Raw genomic sequence first — 17,493 nt, forward strand, 5'->3', positions numbered from 1 at the left:
TCATTAAGTAGCAGGGGAATCTCTTGATTTAGTGTGACATAAAAATAAACCACGACACAGTTCTTACACCTGTAGCATGGTTTTTTGTTTTTTCTTAGCCCATTTCTTATCGATACTCTTACGTTTTAGTTAAAAATAATGAGAATAAACTTTATAATAAACAATAATATGCCAAATATTATTCCTGATATGATACCTAATTCCATTTCTTCTGCTCCTTAATTCATCTATTAATCAAGTCCATCGTAATAAAAGTATCCAATGTAAGTTCTTTGATGAAAGGATTTGAATCTTTTACTTAATTTAAATCCATACGGTCAACATTCCGAATAGCTAAAGCAACAATACCAAAAGCAATTAATGCCAAGGCAAGAGGGATATAAATAATATTGGCTAATGAGAAATTCGGACCCATAGATTGACATGTCACACTAACGATTAAAAGTGAAGAAACTATCGTTGCTGGTGTAGAATATTTTTTCATCCCGAAATAGAGAGGCACAAGTGCTGCTACTGCAGTCGTTAAGCTAAACATGATTACTTTTATGAATTCAGCCGAAAAATCACTTGAAGTTAAACTTATTGCAGAAATAAAATGGAAAATTTGATTCAATCCAATAAAACCAATAATTACTACTGTATGTGAAATTGTCATTGCAATGAATGTCAGCAAAACGATAAGTATCAATTTTGCACCCAGGATTTTTTTACGATTAATTGGATAGGAAAACATGATGTGAATTGTTCGACTCTTAAACTCTTGAATAATCATTTTTGAAATAAGAACAGCGGCAAATACTATAAAAACACCTCTAACCAGTGCTCCACTTATCGTGAAAAATCCTGTCATATCTTTTAACATTTCAGTACCTTCACTTTTTTCAAGTACAGAAATCATACATAAACAAAACAGAATGAGTATAGTTGCAAGAATAGCACCTTTGATAAACCATCCTAATTTAAACTTTTTTGACTCAAGTCTTATTAATTGAAACAAAATGATCGGCTCCTTAACTTTTAATATGTTACTCCATTGTCCTATTCTCTTTGTAGAAAAGTTAACTCACTACCTGATCTAACTCGACTTTTTTTATGAAATACTCTTCTAATGTTGTCTGTTTTTTATCAATAGACTCAATGTCGATATCTTCAAGTATTAGTGTCTTAGAAATAGTCGATTGAGGCACTTCTGCTGCATAGATTCGAATGGTTTGATCATCAACCACCTTCAAGTTATTAATACCGAGTTTATCATGCAGAACCATGGTGCCTTCCGCTGATTACTTGTCACTAACTCAATATAGTCTGTATTTCTCGCCTTTATCGCATCCATTGATGCCTCTTCAATCAGTTTGCCACCTTTAATGCCACCGATCGTGTCTGCGATTTGCTCAATCTCACCAATAATGTGACTGGAGACGAGCAAGGTCATACCGTATTCTTGATTAAGCATCTTGAATAATTTCCTCATAGCCTTAATTCCAGCAGGATCAAGTCCATTAATCGGCTCATCTAGAACCAAGAATTCTGGCTTTGTGATAATGGCTCTGGCGACACAAAGACGCTGTCTCATCCCTAGTGAAAAATCTTTTGGCAGCTTATTTTCCACATTTTCAAGTCCCACACGATCCAAAGCATCGCGAATTGCTTGCTTATTATGGTATCCCATATAAGTACAATGCATTTCTAAGTTTTCCCGTGCAGTCATTTTCTCATAAAAAATAGGGTATTCTATCATACTGCCTATTCTCTTCAAGTAATCGAAAGAATCATGTTTGAGTGGTTTTCCGAAGATTGTAATCTCGCCATGTGAAGGCTTAATCACATTGGTTAGCATCTTCATAATGGTTGATTTACCAGCACCATTCGGGCCAAGAAATCCGTAAATCTCACCTTGTCTAATATTCATTGTTACATCGGACACAACATCATGCCCTTGGAAAGTTTTTGTTAAATTTCTTGTCTGTACAACATAGTCCATGATGACCCTCCTCGTTTTCTACCTGTTTTCATTCTAGCAAGCGTCCCTTGCTTTTTTCTGTCTTAATTCTTACGAAAATCTTAAGAAACCAGATGGCTAAATATTCAGACGCTTCAATGAAAATGTAAATGATGTCTTTTCAAATGGTATGGATTGTATTGAAATGTCTCCTTGCATTTCTTCAACCAATCTTTTTGTAATGGTTAAACCTAGACCACTGCCTTGGAAGGCTTTATTTCTTGATTCTTCAAGTGTGAACATACGTTCAAATACACGCTCCTGTTCCGTCTCATTAATTCCTTTTCCTTTATCCGAAACTTCAACATGGACTCTCGTTTCATCATAAAACACCCTTAAACCGATCATCTTGCCATCAGCACCATAGCGAAGACCATTGGAAATCAAGTTATTTAATACACGGTTTAATGCCTCTCCATTACCGAGAGCAAAAATAGGCTTTTCTGGTATCTCAATGACCACTTCTAATCCTTTTATTTGGATCCATTCATAGAACAATAGCATATTATTTTTACAAATCTCTGTTAGATTAACTTTTTCAAGCGGAATATCTTTATCACCGGATTCTAACTTAGCCAAGTCAAAAAATGTATTCATTAAAGTAATGAGTTCTAATGTTTTACCTTGTACTTGTTCTAGCAAGCGCACTCTTTCATGCTCATTCATTTGAGGTTGATTCTGAAGCATTTCGATATAGCCTGCGATCACTGTAAGTGGCGTTTTAAGATCGTGAGAGACATTCGCCAACATCCGTTTCATGGAGGCTTCCATTTTTTTATACTGACGTACATTTTCTTGATAATCATCGACAATCTGATTTAACATTTCTAGCATCTCTATGAGGTGCTTATCATCTGTTACAATGAGAACTCGCTCATTTGATTGTGAGGCTTTCATCTGTTCAATTTTATTTGTTATATAAGCGAGATTCTTGTTTCTTACCTTCTTAGATTGATATTGATAGATTAAACAAATAAGAAGAACAACTATGATACAGCTTAATATAGTAATCATTTAAAATTCTCCTAGCTTGTACCCGATCCCCCATATTGTTTTGATATAGGTTTGTTTCGATGGGGTATCCTCGATTTTTTCTCTAAGTCGGCTTATGTGAACATTTATAATATTTTCATCACCATAGTAGTCGTCCTCCCAGACAGAACGATAAATTTGTTCTTTTGTAAAAACTTTCTTTTGATTTTCAAAAAACAAACAAAGAATCTTCCATTCTTTAGATGTTAAGTTGATTTCCATACCGTTCTTTGTCGCACAATGATTCTCCGTATCCACTTCAATCTCATGTACTTTGATTATTGATGTATTTCGTTCAATTTGAGGAACTATATACTGTGTGGATCTTCTTATAGCCGCTTTCACTCTTGCTGCAAGCTCGACCATTGAAAATGGCTTGGTGATATAATCATCTGCGCCTAAACCAAGACCTAATGCTTTATCCACTTCGCTATCTTTTGCTGACATAATAATTACGGGAATGTAACTCTTAGTTCGCACCATTTGAAGAAAGTCCATACCATTTAACTTTGGCAACATTAAGTCTAATAAAACCAAATCATAATGCTCATGCTTAAAGGCATTCATGGCTTCCTCTCCATCAAAGACACATTTAACATTAAAGGCCTCATTAGTTAAATATGTTTTTACCATATTACTAATAGCCGGATCATCTTCAACCAGTAAAATAGTTTTTGTTTTCTCCATCAAAAAGCAACGCCTTTCCTGTAAAAATTTCACATTAACTACTCGATGGCACATACTTTCTTCAAGTAACACCATCTCTTAACTTTAGTAATTCGTTATTAATATCTATAATTACATTTATTTTCTAGTATTTATTTTCACATAATATAGAAAACTTTCAACTATATTTAAATTTTAAAAAATAAAACAACTACCAACTTTTATTGTAAAAGAAAAAATAATCTCATAAGGAATAGTCCAATAGGTTGTTCGCCTCCTTCTATTCAAATGGAAAGATCCAGCTATCATGGAGAATGGAAAGAAGGTATTAAGTTAGAAAATCGTATATCATTCAAAAAATGTTGAATGAAAAAGTCTGGAACTGGCACGTTCAATCGGAAAATTAAATGTAAAGCACGATTCAATTTTTATTGAATCGTGCTTTTTTGTGGCATAAAGGATTTTGCCCATCTATTTTATTTGAATATTAAGAGAATTGAGTTCCTGACTTTTACTTTTGCGATGTGAGAAGCAGGAGTGCGAGTTTGAAAGCTTCTCAGTACCCAACTATTTTGTCATAAAATATTTATTATTTCACGTTTCTATTTAATCACAATACTACCATCTTTCGTTTCAGTTGAAAGTATATTAGTGCCATCGCCAATAATATGTGTTTTCTTATCATATTTTGGTAGCTTAATCTTAATATCACCAGCACCCGAATTCTTGAGTTGAAGTGAAGTGGGTGTTTTTTTATAGTGGATTCCAATATCTCCTGAAACGCTTTTCACATGTAAACTTGGTTGTTCTGTAGCATCCGTCATTTTGATTTGGCCATCAACCGTTTGGATCGATTGGGTTGAGCCAGTACTCTCCTTTATAGCAACATCACCAGAACTTGTTGTAATCAATAAGTTTTCGATTGCACTTTTAGCGATTGTCACATTGCCATCTTTCATATGAAATTCAGCATTCGAGATAGCAATGTTTTTTAGATTGGAAGAGCCTGTAGACATTTCCGCTTGTACCTTATCCAATCTCAAATTTCGAATAGTGAAATCACCATCTGCATTGTTAAGCGTAAGTGTTTTACTTTGAGTTTTGGGTAATTGCACGACAATAGTAGGTGTTGGACGAAAGTGAATATAGTCTTTCCATTTTTTCTTGCGTAGTGGTTCTTTAATGAAGAATTTATTGTTTTCTTCGGTGATTTTCACCATTTCTTTATTTAATTTAGGACCTTTTAATTGAACATGTATTTTATCATCAGGTGAGCCGGCAATAGCGATATTTAACTCATTAAGTGTCACATCAATGTTTGGCATTGCTTCATACTTACCAATAGTCATTGTCTCAGTAGATTGTTTCATAAAAAGAATAGCGACTGTACTCATTATGACAAGTAACAATAGTATAAATAGTTTTTTCCTTATCATTATCCCACATCCTTTATATCGATGTTGCGGAATGATAAATAGGCGATGGCAATTCCAAACAGTGATAATATAATTGGAATAAATACAACATTCGTTAAGCTGAATGTCTCACTGCCATTTGAAACCGTTGAGTTAATTAAAAAGGCGATAATGACAGCAGAAGTAATCGTAGTAGCTGTCGATTTTTTTCGCATTCCAAAAATTAATGGAATTAAAGCAATTGCACCCATCATTAGTGAGTTAGATACAGTTGTTGGCAATGTGGCGATTAAATCTTGTAGTGTTACTGTCCCTTCAAATAATCCAAGTGAAGGTTGTAAAAAGTACGTAATAATTTGCATGAGCCAAATGTTAGCAAATAAACTCCCTACAGTAAAAAGGTAAGCGAGTGTTAACTTAGCAAATAAAAGTTTTTTACGTTGTATAGGGTAGGTAAACATTACTTGCATCGTTTTCGTACGAAATTCCGAAATGATCAGGCGAGATAATATAACACTACCAAAGATAATAAAAGTAATATTTGATATAATGTTAAAAAGTGACATAAATTCCTTAAATGAGCTCATTGCCCCATCAACATCATTTTTTGAGCCTAGAGAAATTAAAGCCATAAAGGCATAAATGCCAATAATACAGAAGAGAAAGCTTTTAAAATAACGTGCCATATGATGCTTATGCCATTCAAGTTTTAATAGATTAAGCATTTTGTTTACCTCCATTAATACGATTTACAAAGTATTCTTCTAGAGATTGATGCAAAGTTTCAACCTCATTTACATCAACACCATTCAGTACTAAATGTTTTGTTAATGTTGACGGCTTTTCATATGCTTTTTGAATATGCAGGGTTGTGCCGTCAATGATCTGAACATTAGCGTTAAACGCTTCTTCTAATAATTGTTTAGCTTTTGTAGTATCACTTACGACCATTTCAACGGTTGAGTGTGTTTTATTTCGTAGGGAATGCATAGGGATTTCCTCGATCAATTCACCGTGATTTAAAACTCCTATCGTATCTGCAATGGATTCGATTTCTGAGACGATATGGCTCGAAATTAAAATCGTCATACCATATTGTTGTTTTAGCATAACAAGCAGCTCCCTCACTTCTTTAATACCAATTGGGTCTAGACCATTAATGGGCTCATCTAAAATTAAAATTTTAGGTTTAGTAACAATGGCACGTGCAATAGCAAGACGCTGACGCATGCCGAGAGAAAATTCTTGTACCTTTTTCTTTTCGCTTTGTTGTAAACCTACAATATCTAACACTTTCTTTATATGATTCATGTCTTTATAACCCATATAAGAACAGTGCAATTGCAAATTTTTATATGCAGTAAGTTCTTCATAAAAAATCGGATATTCAATGAGACTGCCGATGTCTCTTAAATATTCGTATGAAGTTGCTATAATTGATTGATTTTGAATTTTAATTTCACCAGATGTCGGTTTTACTAAATTTAATAGCATTTTCATAATCGTAGTTTTACCAGCACCATTCGGCCCAAGAAAGCCATAAATTTCACCGGCTTTAATATTCATACTTACTTGGTTAATAACAGGTTCGAGTGTAAAACGTTTTGTTAATTGATGTGTTTGAATAATATATTCCATTAAAAAGCCTCCCGTTTATATTGCCTAATTACATCGTAAAAGATGAAAGTAAAAATAAAGTAAAGAGACAGGAAAATGAAAATAATTTTTGCATGGAAGATAGTATTACTAAGAAAATTAGATAAGATAGAAGGAGAAAGAGGGAATAAAATGACATATGATGAAAGAATTTTAATTGTGGATGATGAAGTTGGTATTTTAAAAATGCTTGAAATCACATTGCAAAAAGAGCACTTTACATATATTGAAACCGCGTCGACGAAAACGGAGGCGCTGCAAGCTTTGGGGAAGAAGGAGTTTGATATTATTTTATTGGATGTTATGTTGCCAGATGGTGATGGATTTGAGTTATGTTCATCTATTCGTCAACAAACAACAGCACCAATTTTATTTATTAGTGCACGTTCTAGTGATTTTGATAAATTAACTGGCCTAAGTGTGGGGGGCGATGATTATATTACAAAGCCATTTAATCCACTTGAAGTTGTAGCAAGAATACGAGCAATTATACGACGCCAGCGAGTGTATGAAAAAAAGTCCGTACATTCTGAAAGAAAAACATATACATATGACACGTTCGCATTTTCACCAGATGAGGCTTTATTAACTGTACATGGGGAAGTAGTTCAAGCTACCGCAAAAGAATTAGAATTACTGCATTTCTTTTGCAAAAATCAAAACCGCGTATTTACGACTTCACAAATTTATGAGCTTGTATGGGGAGAAGATCTGTTTGGCGAGGAAAAAACCGTAACGATTTATATTGCAAAGTTGCGTAAAAAATTGAGGGATAATACGAGAAAGCCAACAATTATTGTGAACTTACGAGGCATTGGCTATAAATTTATTCCGCCGACAGGTGATGCTAAATGAAAATTCAACAACGATTTATTCTGCATCTATTATTAGGTTTTATCGTTTGGCTATTACTTTTAACATTTACAGTGCCACTTGTGATGGAGGGCATTTTGCCGAGGCTTGGGTTAAATGGCGAACGCTATCAATGGTTTGTAATGATTATCATTGGTTTGGATACAATCTTATGCATTATATGGTTTGGCTGGTATTTTGGTAGTCCCTTATTACTTATAATGAAGTGGATTGATCAATTAGTGAATGAAGATTTTTCGCCACTTAAAGACTGCGAAAAAATTTATTTACGTAAAGGAAAATTAAAAATGCGTTATCGTTTATATCAAGAAGTTATCACACATCTTGAACGTATGAGGGAACAATTGCAGAAGGCAAAGGTTGAGCGTGCCGAACTAGAGAAGGCAAAGCGTGAATGGATAGCGGGAATTTCACATGATTTAAAAACACCATTAACGTATATTAAAGGTTATTCAACATTATTATTAAATCCTGATTATGATTGGTCAAAAGAGGAACAGCGTAATTTTGTTCAAGAAATTGATGATAAGGGGACCCATATGGAGCAACTTGTACAAGACTTGAATTTAGCGTTGCGCCTTGAAGATTCACAGTCTCTACCCATTCGTAAAACATCACAAAATATTGTAACGTTTGTCCAACAAGTTTTAGCTGATGTTAGCAATGATTTACGTGCACAAAAGCACCATTTTGAATTGCATGCGGAAGTAGATGATTTAGCTTTAGTGTTTGACCCGTATTTGCTTAAACGAGCACTGCAAAATATTTATATGAATGCAGTGATCTATAATGAAGTACCTGTTATGATTACAACCACACTCGAGATAAAACAAAATGTATTAACGATCATTATCCTAGACAATGGGATAGGTATGACAGTGGAAACGCAACAAAATTTATTTAATCGATATTATCGAGGTACAACAACCGAGCAAAAATCTGAAGGAACAGGCTTGGGTATGGCAATTGTGAAAAGTTTAATAGAGGCCCATGAAGGAATAATTACAGTAGAGAGTGCATTAAAGCAAGGAACAAAATTCACCATAACCTTACCTCTTTTAAAGTAGTTGATAGAAAAATATGGATTACGTAAATTTAAGGCACCATTTCAAAAAAGAATGGTGCCTTCCTAATTGTCTTAAGCTTTTTCCTTAATATAAGTTTTCACAGATGGTGGCTCATTAGTAGATAATTGATCGAGCAGTTCCTTTGGCTCTTCATTTACAAGTGCCATTGAACGGTATTGTTCATGCAAAAATTTCTCATCAGCCATATGATTAAATAACGTGATAAGCGGATCATAATAGTGATTAATATTTAAGAGACCACATGGTTTACGATGAAGTCCTAATTGAGCCCAAGTAAAAACTTCAAAGAACTCTTCTAAAGTTCCTGGACCACCAGGCAAAGCTATGAATCCATCTGCCAAATCAGCCATTTTTGCTTTTCTCTCATGCATAGAATCTACGACGATCAGCTCTGACAAGTTCTTATGAGATATCTCTCTCTTTTCCAAAAAACTTGGCATGACACCAATGACATATCCGCCTTCTTCTAAAACGGAATTTGCAACAGCACCCATAACACCAACACTCGCTCCACCATAAACAAGTGCAATATTTCGTTTAGCTAGTTCTTTACCAAGTTTTTTTGCACCTTCTATATAGACTTCTGATGCGCCATTACTTGATCCACAAAATACAGCTAACTTTTTCATAACATCGCCTCCTAAAAACATCAGACAATATTATACAAAACTTTCAGTACTTTGTTAAACTAATAATTGAATTGGAGGTTAGATAAAAATGAATGTAACTGAATTTCAGCAATGGGTAAAGAGTTATTACGAAAGTAGGGGCTGGTCTGAGTTAGACATTTTTATTCGTATAGGCTTTTTAGCAGAAGAAACGGGTGAGGTTGCACGAGCAATAAGAGCCCTTGAAATAGGTAGAGATAGACCTGATGAAGTAAGAGGAACTTATGAGGAAAATAGACAGGAGTTAACTGAAGAGTTAGGTGATGTATTAGGTAATCTAATTGTGATTGCAAACAAGTACGATATCCCTCTAGAAGAAGTATTTAACTCACATAAAAAGAAACTATCAGATCGTTATTCTGATTGATAGATAAGGTTATGTATTTAAAAACCGAAAATGGATAGAGATTATGAATTGTTTAACTTAAATTAAAAGAGAGAATCTTTTTATATTAAATGACACAAGAGTTTTCTTAAAAGAGTGAAAAATTAAAATATACTACACAACTAACTGTCTTATGTGGACAGTTTCTTTTTTTGCTCTTGTAGGGTTGTCGTTTAATAGAAATATTGATAAGATACTAAAATTACTATATAAAATAAAAAATTTAGGCAATAAGGAGATTTAGCCATGACATCGAAGATCCCTTTTTCAACATATGCGGTAATTGGAACAATGCTTTTTGGATTGTTCTTTGGAGCAGGTAATTTAATTTTCCCAATCCAACTTGGCCAGTTATCGGGGACGCATTTTTGGCCAGCACTTATCGGTTTCTTAGTTACGGCAATTGGTCTACCATTTATGGGGATTCTAGCTATTGGTTTATCTGGTAGCAATGGTTTACGTGACTTGGGTAATCGTGTCCATCCAGTGTTTGGGCTTATTTTTTCATTAGCACTTTATTTAACAATTGGACCATTCTTTGCGATTCCTCGTACAGCTACAGTACCATTTGCAGTAGGAATTCAACCCTATGTAGCATCAAACCATGTCACTTTAGCACTTGGTTTGTTTAGTTTGGTGTTCTTTGCAATCGTGTATTACTTCTCGTTAAATCCAGCGAAAATTATGGATTATATCGGAAAATATTTAACACCTGCATTTTTAGTATTCTTATTTATTTTGATTATCACAAGTATTATTTTCCCGATGGGTAGCTTCAAAAATCCGGTAGGCAATTATGTTGATCAAGCATTTATGACAGGTTTTAAAGAAGGGTACAATACCATGGATGCTCTTGCATCATTAGCCTTTGGTATAGTCGTGATTAATGCCATCAAGAGTAAGGGTATTACAAGTACGAAGGAAATTGCGAAGGCAACTTGGAAATCCGGAATCTTCGCTATGGTTCTTATGATGCTTATTTATGGCTTTATCACATTTATGGGGGCAACAAGTGTCGATGCTGTTGGATCATTTGAAAACGGAGGCTTAATCTTTGCAGCTGTTGCGAAGCATTACTTCGGTTCATTCGGCGGTATTCTATTAGCAATTATTATTGTATTAGCATGTTTAAAAACAAGTATTGGTTTGATTACTGCATGTAGTGAATTCTTCCATGAAGTGTTCCCAAAAGTAAGCTATAAATGGTTTGTATTCATCTTATGTTTCATATCATTTGTGATTGCGAACTTTGGTTTAGATAATATTATTAAATTTGCTGTTCCAGTCTTAATGTTCTTATATCCATTGGCAATCGTTATTATCTTATTAACATTAGTTGCACCGTTATTTAAGGCGCGCCGTAGCGTATATGCAGTTTCAATGTTCTTAACATTCTTTGTCAGTTTGATTGACGGGTATAACGCATTAGTAGCAAACTTACCAAAAGCACAAGTTAGCTTTTTAGATTCAATTGAAAAGTTTTATGCAAGTGTATTGCCATTTTATGAAATTGGCTTAGGCTGGTTAATTCCTGCGATAATCGGGGGGTTAATTGGTTATGTCTATGCACTTATAAAGAAAGCATAAATATGCTATCACCTTTTATATAGTTTCCTATTGAAATTCTAAACGATGATCGTGAGATAAACTATTAATATTAATATTGAAAAACAATATGAACCTAGAAAAAGCCTCTTAGAACTTCTAAGAGGCTTTTCTTTTAGATTACAAATACAAATCAAATATTCCTTCATTCTTTTCAAAGAATTAATCAAATTCAATCTTGTGTAACTGTTGATCTGCAAATTCACGGTACAAATTATGGGATTGATATAATTCCTGATGCGTTCCGCTACCAGTAATTGTTCCTTTTTCAAGGAAAATAATTTGGTCTGAATCGATTACAGTTGATAAGCGATGAGCAATAACAATTGTCGTGCGACCTTCCATTAATTCATCTAATGCTTGCTGAACTACTTTTTCGGATTTACTATCAAGGCTTGAAGTTGCCTCATCAAGCATTAATATTTTGGGATTTCTTAAAAAAGCTCGAGCAATCGCTATTCTTTGGCGTTGTCCACCAGATAGCTTCATACCTCTTTCGCCAACTTCTGTGTCATACCCATTTGGAAGGTCAGCGATAAATTGATCTGCATACGCCATTTTCGAAACTGTATTAATCTCTTCATCAGTTACTTCACGATTCATACCATAGCAAATATTATCGCGGATTGTTCCAGAAACGATAGGGCTCTCTTGCGAAACATAGCCAATTTGACTTCTCCAAGAAAACAGGGAGAAATCGTTGATTGATTTGCCACCGATTGAAATGTCCCCAGTATTAGGTCTGTAGAAGCGTTCAAATAGTGAAAATAGAGTCGTTTTACCACTACCGCTTGGCCCAACAATTGCAGTAACTTTACCCGCCTCAATGTTAAAGTTAATGTCTTTTAATATTGGATCTTTTGTATTATAACTGTAGTTTACATGTTCCACTTTAATGGATTCGTTCATATGTTGCACTTCTTCAGTTGTATCTAGTTCCTCTTCAGATTCCAAAATAGAAATGATGCGTTCAGTTGCACCTGTTGCTTTTTGGAATTGAGTGAAGAAAGAAGCCATTTGTGCCATTGGCATAATGATTTGAAATAAATACATGATAAAAGCCACTAAAGAACCAGCAGTTAAAGCGCCAGACGAAACACGCATACCACCATAACCTAATAATAAAACAAGGAGTGTCATCATAACTAGGCTTATGATAGGACCAATCAATGACTGAACTTTCGCTTCTCTTAAACCAAAGTGAAATAGATTTGTAATACCTCGTCTACCATTGTTGTACTCAATTTCTTCGGCATTAGAAGATTTAACAAGGCGAATTTCGGACAACACTTGTTGAAGTACAGCAGTAAACTTTGCCGTTTCATCTTGTGTACCTTTTGAGATTTTGTACATTGTTTTCCCAAGCGGTACTAAGATTAATGCCGCGATAGGAATAGCGATGAACATCATTAATGTCATCTTCCAGTCAAGAATGAATAATACAATAATCGAACCAATTATTGAAATAATTCCTGAAACAAAGGTAGCTAAATGCTCCGATATTAATTCTTTTACGACAGAAGTATCATTTGTCATACGACTAACCGTTTCACCTGAAGGATGTTCGTCAAAATAACTAACCGGTAATACAAGTAACTTCTTCCAAAGTTTATCGCGAATACCTGCGATAACTGATTGACCGATTCGATCTAATAAATAAATTGAGAATCCACTCGCCAATGCTTGTGCAAGAATCGCAATAACTAAAATCGAAATGCTTTTAGCGTTTATTGCACTTATGGAAAAACCATTAACGAGGTCTTTAGTAAAAAGTGGCACTAATAAACCAACACCTGTGGTAGCTAAGCTCAATAGTAGAGCGATTCCTATCATTAATTTGGAAGGTTTCGTTTGCTTGACTAATTGCAAAAACTGGCGCCACCCTTTTTGAGCTTTATCTTGTTGCATAGTTATATACTTCCTTTCTAACTCTGTTATAAATAGTATACAAAAAAGTTATGAACTAAATATTAATTGGTAAAAATTTTAAATTTTTACTTTATTGCAGATCTCATTTATTAGAAAATAATGAAAGAGAAAGATTATGTATAATTAGTAAAGTGAGACACAAATCATATGATATCGGGATGGTGAATTATTAATGATTAAACGATGTACGTGGGCAAAAACAAAAGAACCATTATATATTGAGTATCATGATAAAGAATGGGGAGTCCCTGTTCATAATGATCGGATATTGTTTGAAATGTTATGCCTAGAAGGGGCACAAGCAGGACTTAGTTGGTGGACGATATTACAAAAAAGAGAGAATTACCGAAATGCTTTTGATCGATTTGAAGCAGAAAAAATTGTTATGTATACAGATGAAAAATTACAATCATTGATGGAAAATAAGGGGATTGTTCGGAATAAAATGAAAATCCGAAGCGTGGTAACAAATGCACAGGCATTTTTGAAAATCCAAGAAGAGTACGGTTCATTCTCTAGTTATATTTGGAGCTTTGTGAATAACAAGCCAATTATAAATAATTGGGAGACGGGAAATGAAGTACCTACTTCAAATGAAATTAGTGACAAGATGAGTAAACAGTTAAAAAAAGATGGATTTAAGTTTGTTGGAAGTACGATTTGCTATTCCTATATGCAAGCTGTGGGAATGGTGAATGACCACACAGTTGAATGTTACTGTCATCCATCTTCTCATTCAAAAGAAAATAACCCAGCTATTTGAGAAATCTATGTAACAATAAAAAAAGCAGAATGAAGAGAAAATCTTCGTTCTGCATTCTAATATAATAATGCTATTACCCTGTAGCATATTGTGTGATTTTTTTAGCTTAATTTCAACAAGCTCAAGTAACATAAATCCAACGATTAGCAAGTAATCATTAAGTACATCGGCACAATTGTTTAAAAGAAGCCATTATAGAAAAAGAGGAGAGAAGAAATTGAATACAGAGAAAACAGCGCTTGTCGTAATTGACTTACAAAATGGAATCGTTCATGGCCAACGTGCTCCTTATACGGGTGAACAGATTGTACAGAACGCAAGTAAATTAGTGAACGCATTTGCAGAAAAGGGAGCATTTGTTGTTCTTGTACGAGTTTCATCTGTAGATGGAAAAGATATGTTAAACCCCCATACAGATTTACAAAACAATAGTAATTCGGCGCAATTACCAGAAGACTGGGACCGCCTTGTGCCTGAACTAGAGAATGTTCAAAATACTCATGTAATCTCTAAGCGACAATGGGGAGCATTTTATGGTACTGATCTTGATTTGCAATTACGACGTCGTGGTATTGATACCATCGTGCTATGCGGCATTTCAACTTCAATAGGTGTGGATATGACGGCTAGAGAAGCATATCAACACGGCTATCACCAAATCTTTGTAGAAGATGCTATGACAGCTACTGCCAAAGAGGAACATGATTTTGTTTGTAAATATATTTTCCCGAGAATTGGTCAAATTAAGACCAGTGAAGAAGTAATGAATCTAATAAATAATGATTAAATCAATACTCAAATTAAAAGGATGGATCTAATTCCATCCTTTTTCATTAAGAAATGTATGACAAAGTCATAAATAATGGCTCCGTATTATGCATAAGCTTTATAGGTATTGAAGTTGCTCCAAAGGGATTCTTGCAACAATTTCATAACCATTTCCCCGTCCAAGAGGTTTTACAACAACTGTTCCCATATTAGGAATGTTGCCTAATCCAACGCCCTTTGGAAAACTATGTGCAACAATTACTTTATTTTTCCCTATGCTTGGTGGTATTTCTAGTACTGATTGAAGATCGTTTAAAATTCTTTCTTGGTCCCACCAGTTTAAATGACCGCTTAATTGATTAATTCCATAACCTATTGGATCTACTTGGACATTCATTCCACCAAAAGCTAGTGAAGCCGTTTCCCTTGTTCTACACAAAGGGCTGGCATGGACGGGATACTCAATGGGTATTTGCAAACGCCGTATTGCATCCCCATAAAGTATTGCTTGTCTCCTTCCTGTATCACTCAGATTTCTTTGCGTATAGCAATTATTGAGGTCGAGGTATGGCTGATCCGATCCCACGTGAGCTTCTCCGTGTCTGGCATACAAAATATATCCACCTTGTTGGAGAGAATTCAGTAACGAATGTTCTCCGCCTACATATTGCGGGTAGTTCAATTTTATTTCTCCCTCCGATTAAATGCATACCATAATATATTACCTTCTCCCAGATTTGTTCATTATGAATGCCTATTTAGGAAGTTTTCTCGCTAATAAAAGGAGCTACTTACATAAGAACACGTTATAATGGCTTATATATTAATTGAAGCTTTAAGGAAGTGTATGAAATGTTTAATGCAATACTATTATTTATTTTAGCTGGTCTAGCAGAAATAGGTGGAGGCTATTTAATCTGGCTAGCATTAAGAGAAGGAAAGCCTTTATCTTGGGGACTTTTAGGAGGAATTATTTTAGCCATATATGGAATCATCGCTACATTTCAAAGTTTCCCATCTTTCGGAAGAGTCTATGCCGCATACGGTGGGGTATTTATTGTTCTATCTATTTTGTGGGGATGGGGAGTTGATAGAAAAACACCTGATCTATATGACTGGATTGGAGCAGCTATCTGTTTAATAGGTGCTGCTGTTATTTTATTTGCACCGCGTCATTAAAAATTTTCAGGCTAAAAAAAGGGTACATTTCATATGCCAAAAACACCAGAGAATAAGAAATCTGACTCTAAAAAAGATAAGGTAAATAACAATATAAAAGATTTGCTGGTATACATTCGTGATTCATTAATAGGCGAAGTAATTATGAATTTTTTACTGATCATACCGAGAATGATCAGTAAATTATTAAAGGTTATTTTTTCATAAATGAATCAATTTCATAATGTAAAATTTATATAAAATATATGAACATTTAAATGATATCCAATTTTTTGTGTGGAGCGAAAGACGGCGACTCCTACGGGAAAAGCTTGAACTGAAAGCCCCGCAGGCACGTAGTGACGAGGAGATTGAAGCCAAGCCCCGTGGAAAGCGCCGTCTGTAGCGGAACATCCAAATCTGAATATGATATTTCATTAAAATCGAAAGTCGACACGTAGATAAACAGTGTCGACTTTTTTTGCTTAAATTACAATAATGGGTAAATCTAAAATTTGTTTAATCTAATTTTAATAACCTAAATAACGAATAGTAATCATTATGAGTAAGAAAGAACACATTACAATATGATGTGAAAAGTGAATCTTGTTAAATAGAATTTTTCCAATGAATATGCGAGATGTTATTACCAGAATTATCGAAATAATATAAAATAAAGAAGAATTATTGTGTAAGATTGTTGTAGTTAAAAATAGAGAATGTACGATTACAAAATAAGAGATAGCAACAAGTTTATTAATACTTAATTTTAGGATGTTTTGTTGATAACAGTAAATAGCAATAGATACTAAACTGATACAACAATAAGTAAGAATTATGAAAGTACTAATCATGATTTTTCCCCCTTCTGGATCCTTATTTTGGCCAGTATAAAGTATGGGGTTAACCCCACATCAATAGGAAAAGGAGAGATTTATGAAAATAAGTGAATTTATTGAGAAGGTAAGTACTACAAAGGATACTGTTCGTTATTATGAAGAGTTAGAAATACTTAGACCAACCTGGAAAGATCATAGAAGAAACTATACCGAACAAGATATCACTGATTTTGAAGTGATTAAGGAAATGAAGCGCTTAGGATTATCAATGAAGGACATTCAAATGGTATTCAAGATAAAAAGAGAAACTGCTTGTAACTCTAAAGAATTAATATCTAGTATCTTACTAAAACTGAATTCTAGTAAGGAATTCTTTGAAGCGGAAGTATTGGATATTCAAAACAAGCTTCAAATGATTGAAGAGCTAATCGCTCAAATTAAGAAATTAACAAATGCTTAGTTAGGAAGATGCAAATCGCAGTATTCACCTACAATTATTTAGAAACGGGACTGAAAAAGTAAACGTTGCTTGATTTTTAGTTGAAGTGGAATTAGCGGAGACTCCTGTGGGAAAACGAGCTAGACGAGACCCCGGAGCGCAGCGAGGAGGCTCGTCAGTTCGCCCACGGAAAGCGGAGCTAATTCCACT

General features: G+C 34.4%; 18 protein-coding genes and 1 pseudogene. 9 read left to right on the top strand and 10 right to left on the bottom strand.

The annotated features are described in order from the left end of the window. Positions 1-298: 298 nt before the first annotated feature. The 7 genes and pseudogenes from ACIQ4I_RS16650 to ACIQ4I_RS16680 form a co-directional block, all read right to left on the bottom strand. Positions 299-997: an ABC transporter permease gene (locus ACIQ4I_RS16650; RefSeq protein ID WP_403098026.1), complete on the bottom strand. Its 699-nt coding sequence runs from the start codon at positions 995-997 to the stop codon at positions 299-301. Between the two features lie 61 nt (positions 998-1,058). Further along, positions 1,059-1,981, bottom strand: a pseudogene (locus tag ACIQ4I_RS16655) (ABC transporter ATP-binding protein). A 96-nt stretch (positions 1,982-2,077) separates the two neighbouring features. After that, on the bottom strand, positions 2,078-3,013 hold the full coding sequence (locus ACIQ4I_RS16660) for a sensor histidine kinase (protein ID WP_403098028.1): 936 nt from the start codon (positions 3,011-3,013) through the stop codon (positions 2,078-2,080). Then, positions 3,014-3,718 (bottom strand): response regulator transcription factor, encoded by a 705-nt coding sequence (locus ACIQ4I_RS16665; RefSeq protein WP_403098030.1) that lies wholly within the window; start codon positions 3,716-3,718, stop codon positions 3,014-3,016. It abuts the gene before it with no gap. A gap of 581 nt (positions 3,719-4,299) precedes the next feature. Then, positions 4,300-5,133: a DUF4097 family beta strand repeat-containing protein gene (locus ACIQ4I_RS16670; RefSeq protein ID WP_403098032.1), complete on the bottom strand. Its 834-nt coding sequence runs from the start codon at positions 5,131-5,133 to the stop codon at positions 4,300-4,302. After that, complete coding sequence (locus ACIQ4I_RS16675) at positions 5,133-5,837, bottom strand: ABC transporter permease (RefSeq protein ID WP_403098034.1); 705 nt, start codon at positions 5,835-5,837, stop codon at positions 5,133-5,135. Before ACIQ4I_RS16675 ends, ACIQ4I_RS16670 begins: the two co-directional genes overlap by 1 nt. After that, entirely contained in the window at positions 5,830-6,750 is a 921-nt protein-coding gene (locus ACIQ4I_RS16680; RefSeq protein ID WP_403098036.1) for an ABC transporter ATP-binding protein, read from the bottom strand. Before ACIQ4I_RS16680 ends, ACIQ4I_RS16675 begins: the two co-directional genes overlap by 8 nt. 150 nt (positions 6,751-6,900) lie before the next feature. Here ACIQ4I_RS16680 and ACIQ4I_RS16685 point away from each other — a divergent pair, with 150 nt between their 5' ends. Both ACIQ4I_RS16685 and ACIQ4I_RS16690 read left to right on the top strand, forming a co-directional pair. Further along, a complete protein-coding gene (locus tag ACIQ4I_RS16685) occupies positions 6,901-7,623 on the top strand; it encodes a response regulator transcription factor (RefSeq protein WP_403098362.1) in 723 nt (240 codons plus the stop codon). Then, positions 7,620-8,708 (top strand): sensor histidine kinase, encoded by a 1,089-nt coding sequence (locus tag ACIQ4I_RS16690; protein WP_403098038.1) that lies wholly within the window; start codon positions 7,620-7,622, stop codon positions 8,706-8,708. Before ACIQ4I_RS16685 ends, ACIQ4I_RS16690 begins: the two co-directional genes overlap by 4 nt. Positions 8,709-8,779: 71 nt before the next feature. On the opposite strand, the gene ACIQ4I_RS16695 is transcribed toward ACIQ4I_RS16690, so the two are convergent. Continuing rightward, positions 8,780-9,358 carry an LOG family protein gene (locus ACIQ4I_RS16695; protein WP_403098039.1) on the bottom strand — a complete coding sequence of 193 codons (579 nt, stop codon included), beginning with the start codon at positions 9,356-9,358 and terminating at the stop codon, positions 8,780-8,782. A gap of 88 nt (positions 9,359-9,446) precedes the next feature. Here ACIQ4I_RS16695 and ACIQ4I_RS16700 point away from each other — a divergent pair, with 88 nt between their 5' ends. Continuing rightward, positions 9,447-9,764, top strand: coding sequence for a MazG nucleotide pyrophosphohydrolase domain-containing protein (locus ACIQ4I_RS16700; RefSeq protein WP_403098041.1), 318 nt, complete (start codon positions 9,447-9,449; stop codon positions 9,762-9,764). A gap of 264 nt (positions 9,765-10,028) precedes the next feature. Next, a complete protein-coding gene (gene brnQ, locus ACIQ4I_RS16705; RefSeq protein WP_403098043.1) occupies positions 10,029-11,369 on the top strand; it encodes a branched-chain amino acid transport system II carrier protein in 1,341 nt (446 codons plus the stop codon). Positions 11,370-11,549: 180 nt separating this feature from the next. Here brnQ and ACIQ4I_RS16710 read toward each other — a convergent pair whose 3' ends face one another. Continuing rightward, positions 11,550-13,295 (bottom strand): ABC transporter ATP-binding protein, encoded by a 1,746-nt coding sequence (locus ACIQ4I_RS16710; protein ID WP_403098045.1) that lies wholly within the window; start codon positions 13,293-13,295, stop codon positions 11,550-11,552. A 196-nt stretch (positions 13,296-13,491) separates the two neighbouring features. On the opposite strand from ACIQ4I_RS16710, the gene ACIQ4I_RS16715 reads away from it, so the two are divergent. After that, a complete protein-coding gene (locus tag ACIQ4I_RS16715) occupies positions 13,492-14,079 on the top strand; it encodes a DNA-3-methyladenine glycosylase I (protein WP_403098364.1) in 588 nt (195 codons plus the stop codon). Positions 14,080-14,296: 217 nt separating this feature from the next. After that, a complete protein-coding gene (locus tag ACIQ4I_RS16720) occupies positions 14,297-14,866 on the top strand; it encodes a hydrolase (protein WP_403098047.1) in 570 nt (189 codons plus the stop codon). A gap of 99 nt (positions 14,867-14,965) precedes the next feature. On the opposite strand, the gene ACIQ4I_RS16725 is transcribed toward ACIQ4I_RS16720, so the two are convergent. Next, positions 14,966-15,529, bottom strand: a complete 564-nt coding sequence (locus ACIQ4I_RS16725; RefSeq protein ID WP_403098049.1) for a histidine phosphatase family protein — start codon at positions 15,527-15,529, stop codon at positions 14,966-14,968. Between the two features lie 170 nt (positions 15,530-15,699). Between ACIQ4I_RS16725 and ACIQ4I_RS16730 the strand changes: the two genes are divergently transcribed. From ACIQ4I_RS16730 to ACIQ4I_RS16740, 3 genes are all read left to right on the top strand, one after another. After that, positions 15,700-16,026: a YnfA family protein gene (locus tag ACIQ4I_RS16730; protein ID WP_403098051.1), complete on the top strand. Its 327-nt coding sequence runs from the start codon at positions 15,700-15,702 to the stop codon at positions 16,024-16,026. A gap of 33 nt (positions 16,027-16,059) precedes the next feature. Next, a complete protein-coding gene (locus ACIQ4I_RS16735) occupies positions 16,060-16,233 on the top strand; it encodes a hypothetical protein (RefSeq protein ID WP_403098052.1) in 174 nt (57 codons plus the stop codon). A 708-nt stretch (positions 16,234-16,941) separates the two neighbouring features. Beyond that, positions 16,942-17,304, top strand: a complete 363-nt coding sequence (locus ACIQ4I_RS16740; RefSeq protein WP_403098054.1) for a MerR family transcriptional regulator — start codon at positions 16,942-16,944, stop codon at positions 17,302-17,304. Positions 17,305-17,493 lie beyond the last annotated feature (189 nt).

The sequence above is a fragment of the Rummeliibacillus sp. NPDC094406 genome, assembly GCF_044763875.1.
Taxonomy (GTDB): Bacteria; Bacillota; Bacilli; order Bacillales_A; family Planococcaceae; genus Rummeliibacillus.

Bases quoted from the DNA above. Each gene is read 5' to 3' on its own strand.
- ACIQ4I_RS16690 (WP_403098038.1), top strand. From the start codon at position 7,620: ATGAAAATTCAACAACGATTTATTCTGCATCTATTATTAGGTTTTATC.
- ACIQ4I_RS16730 (WP_403098051.1), top strand. From the start codon at position 15,700: ATGTTTAATGCAATACTATTATTTATTTTAGCTGGTCTAGCAGAAATA.
- ACIQ4I_RS16675 (WP_403098034.1), bottom strand. From the start codon at position 5,837: ATGCTTAATCTATTAAAACTTGAATGGCATAAGCATCATATGGCACGT.
- ACIQ4I_RS16740 (WP_403098054.1), top strand. From the start codon at position 16,942: ATGAAAATAAGTGAATTTATTGAGAAGGTAAGTACTACAAAGGATACT.
- ACIQ4I_RS16735 (WP_403098052.1), top strand. From the start codon at position 16,060: ATGCCAAAAACACCAGAGAATAAGAAATCTGACTCTAAAAAAGATAAG.
- ACIQ4I_RS16695 (WP_403098039.1), bottom strand. From the start codon at position 9,358: ATGAAAAAGTTAGCTGTATTTTGTGGATCAAGTAATGGCGCATCAGAA.
- ACIQ4I_RS16710 (WP_403098045.1), bottom strand. From the start codon at position 13,295: ATGCAACAAGATAAAGCTCAAAAAGGGTGGCGCCAGTTTTTGCAATTA.
- ACIQ4I_RS16680 (WP_403098036.1), bottom strand. From the start codon at position 6,750: ATGGAATATATTATTCAAACACATCAATTAACAAAACGTTTTACACTC.
- brnQ (WP_403098043.1), top strand. From the start codon at position 10,029: ATGACATCGAAGATCCCTTTTTCAACATATGCGGTAATTGGAACAATG.
- ACIQ4I_RS16660 (WP_403098028.1), bottom strand. From the start codon at position 3,013: ATGATTACTATATTAAGCTGTATCATAGTTGTTCTTCTTATTTGTTTA.
- ACIQ4I_RS16700 (WP_403098041.1), top strand. From the start codon at position 9,447: ATGAATGTAACTGAATTTCAGCAATGGGTAAAGAGTTATTACGAAAGT.
- ACIQ4I_RS16670 (WP_403098032.1), bottom strand. From the start codon at position 5,133: ATGATAAGGAAAAAACTATTTATACTATTGTTACTTGTCATAATGAGT.
- ACIQ4I_RS16685 (WP_403098362.1), top strand. From the start codon at position 6,901: ATGACATATGATGAAAGAATTTTAATTGTGGATGATGAAGTTGGTATT.
- ACIQ4I_RS16665 (WP_403098030.1), bottom strand. From the start codon at position 3,718: ATGGAGAAAACAAAAACTATTTTACTGGTTGAAGATGATCCGGCTATT.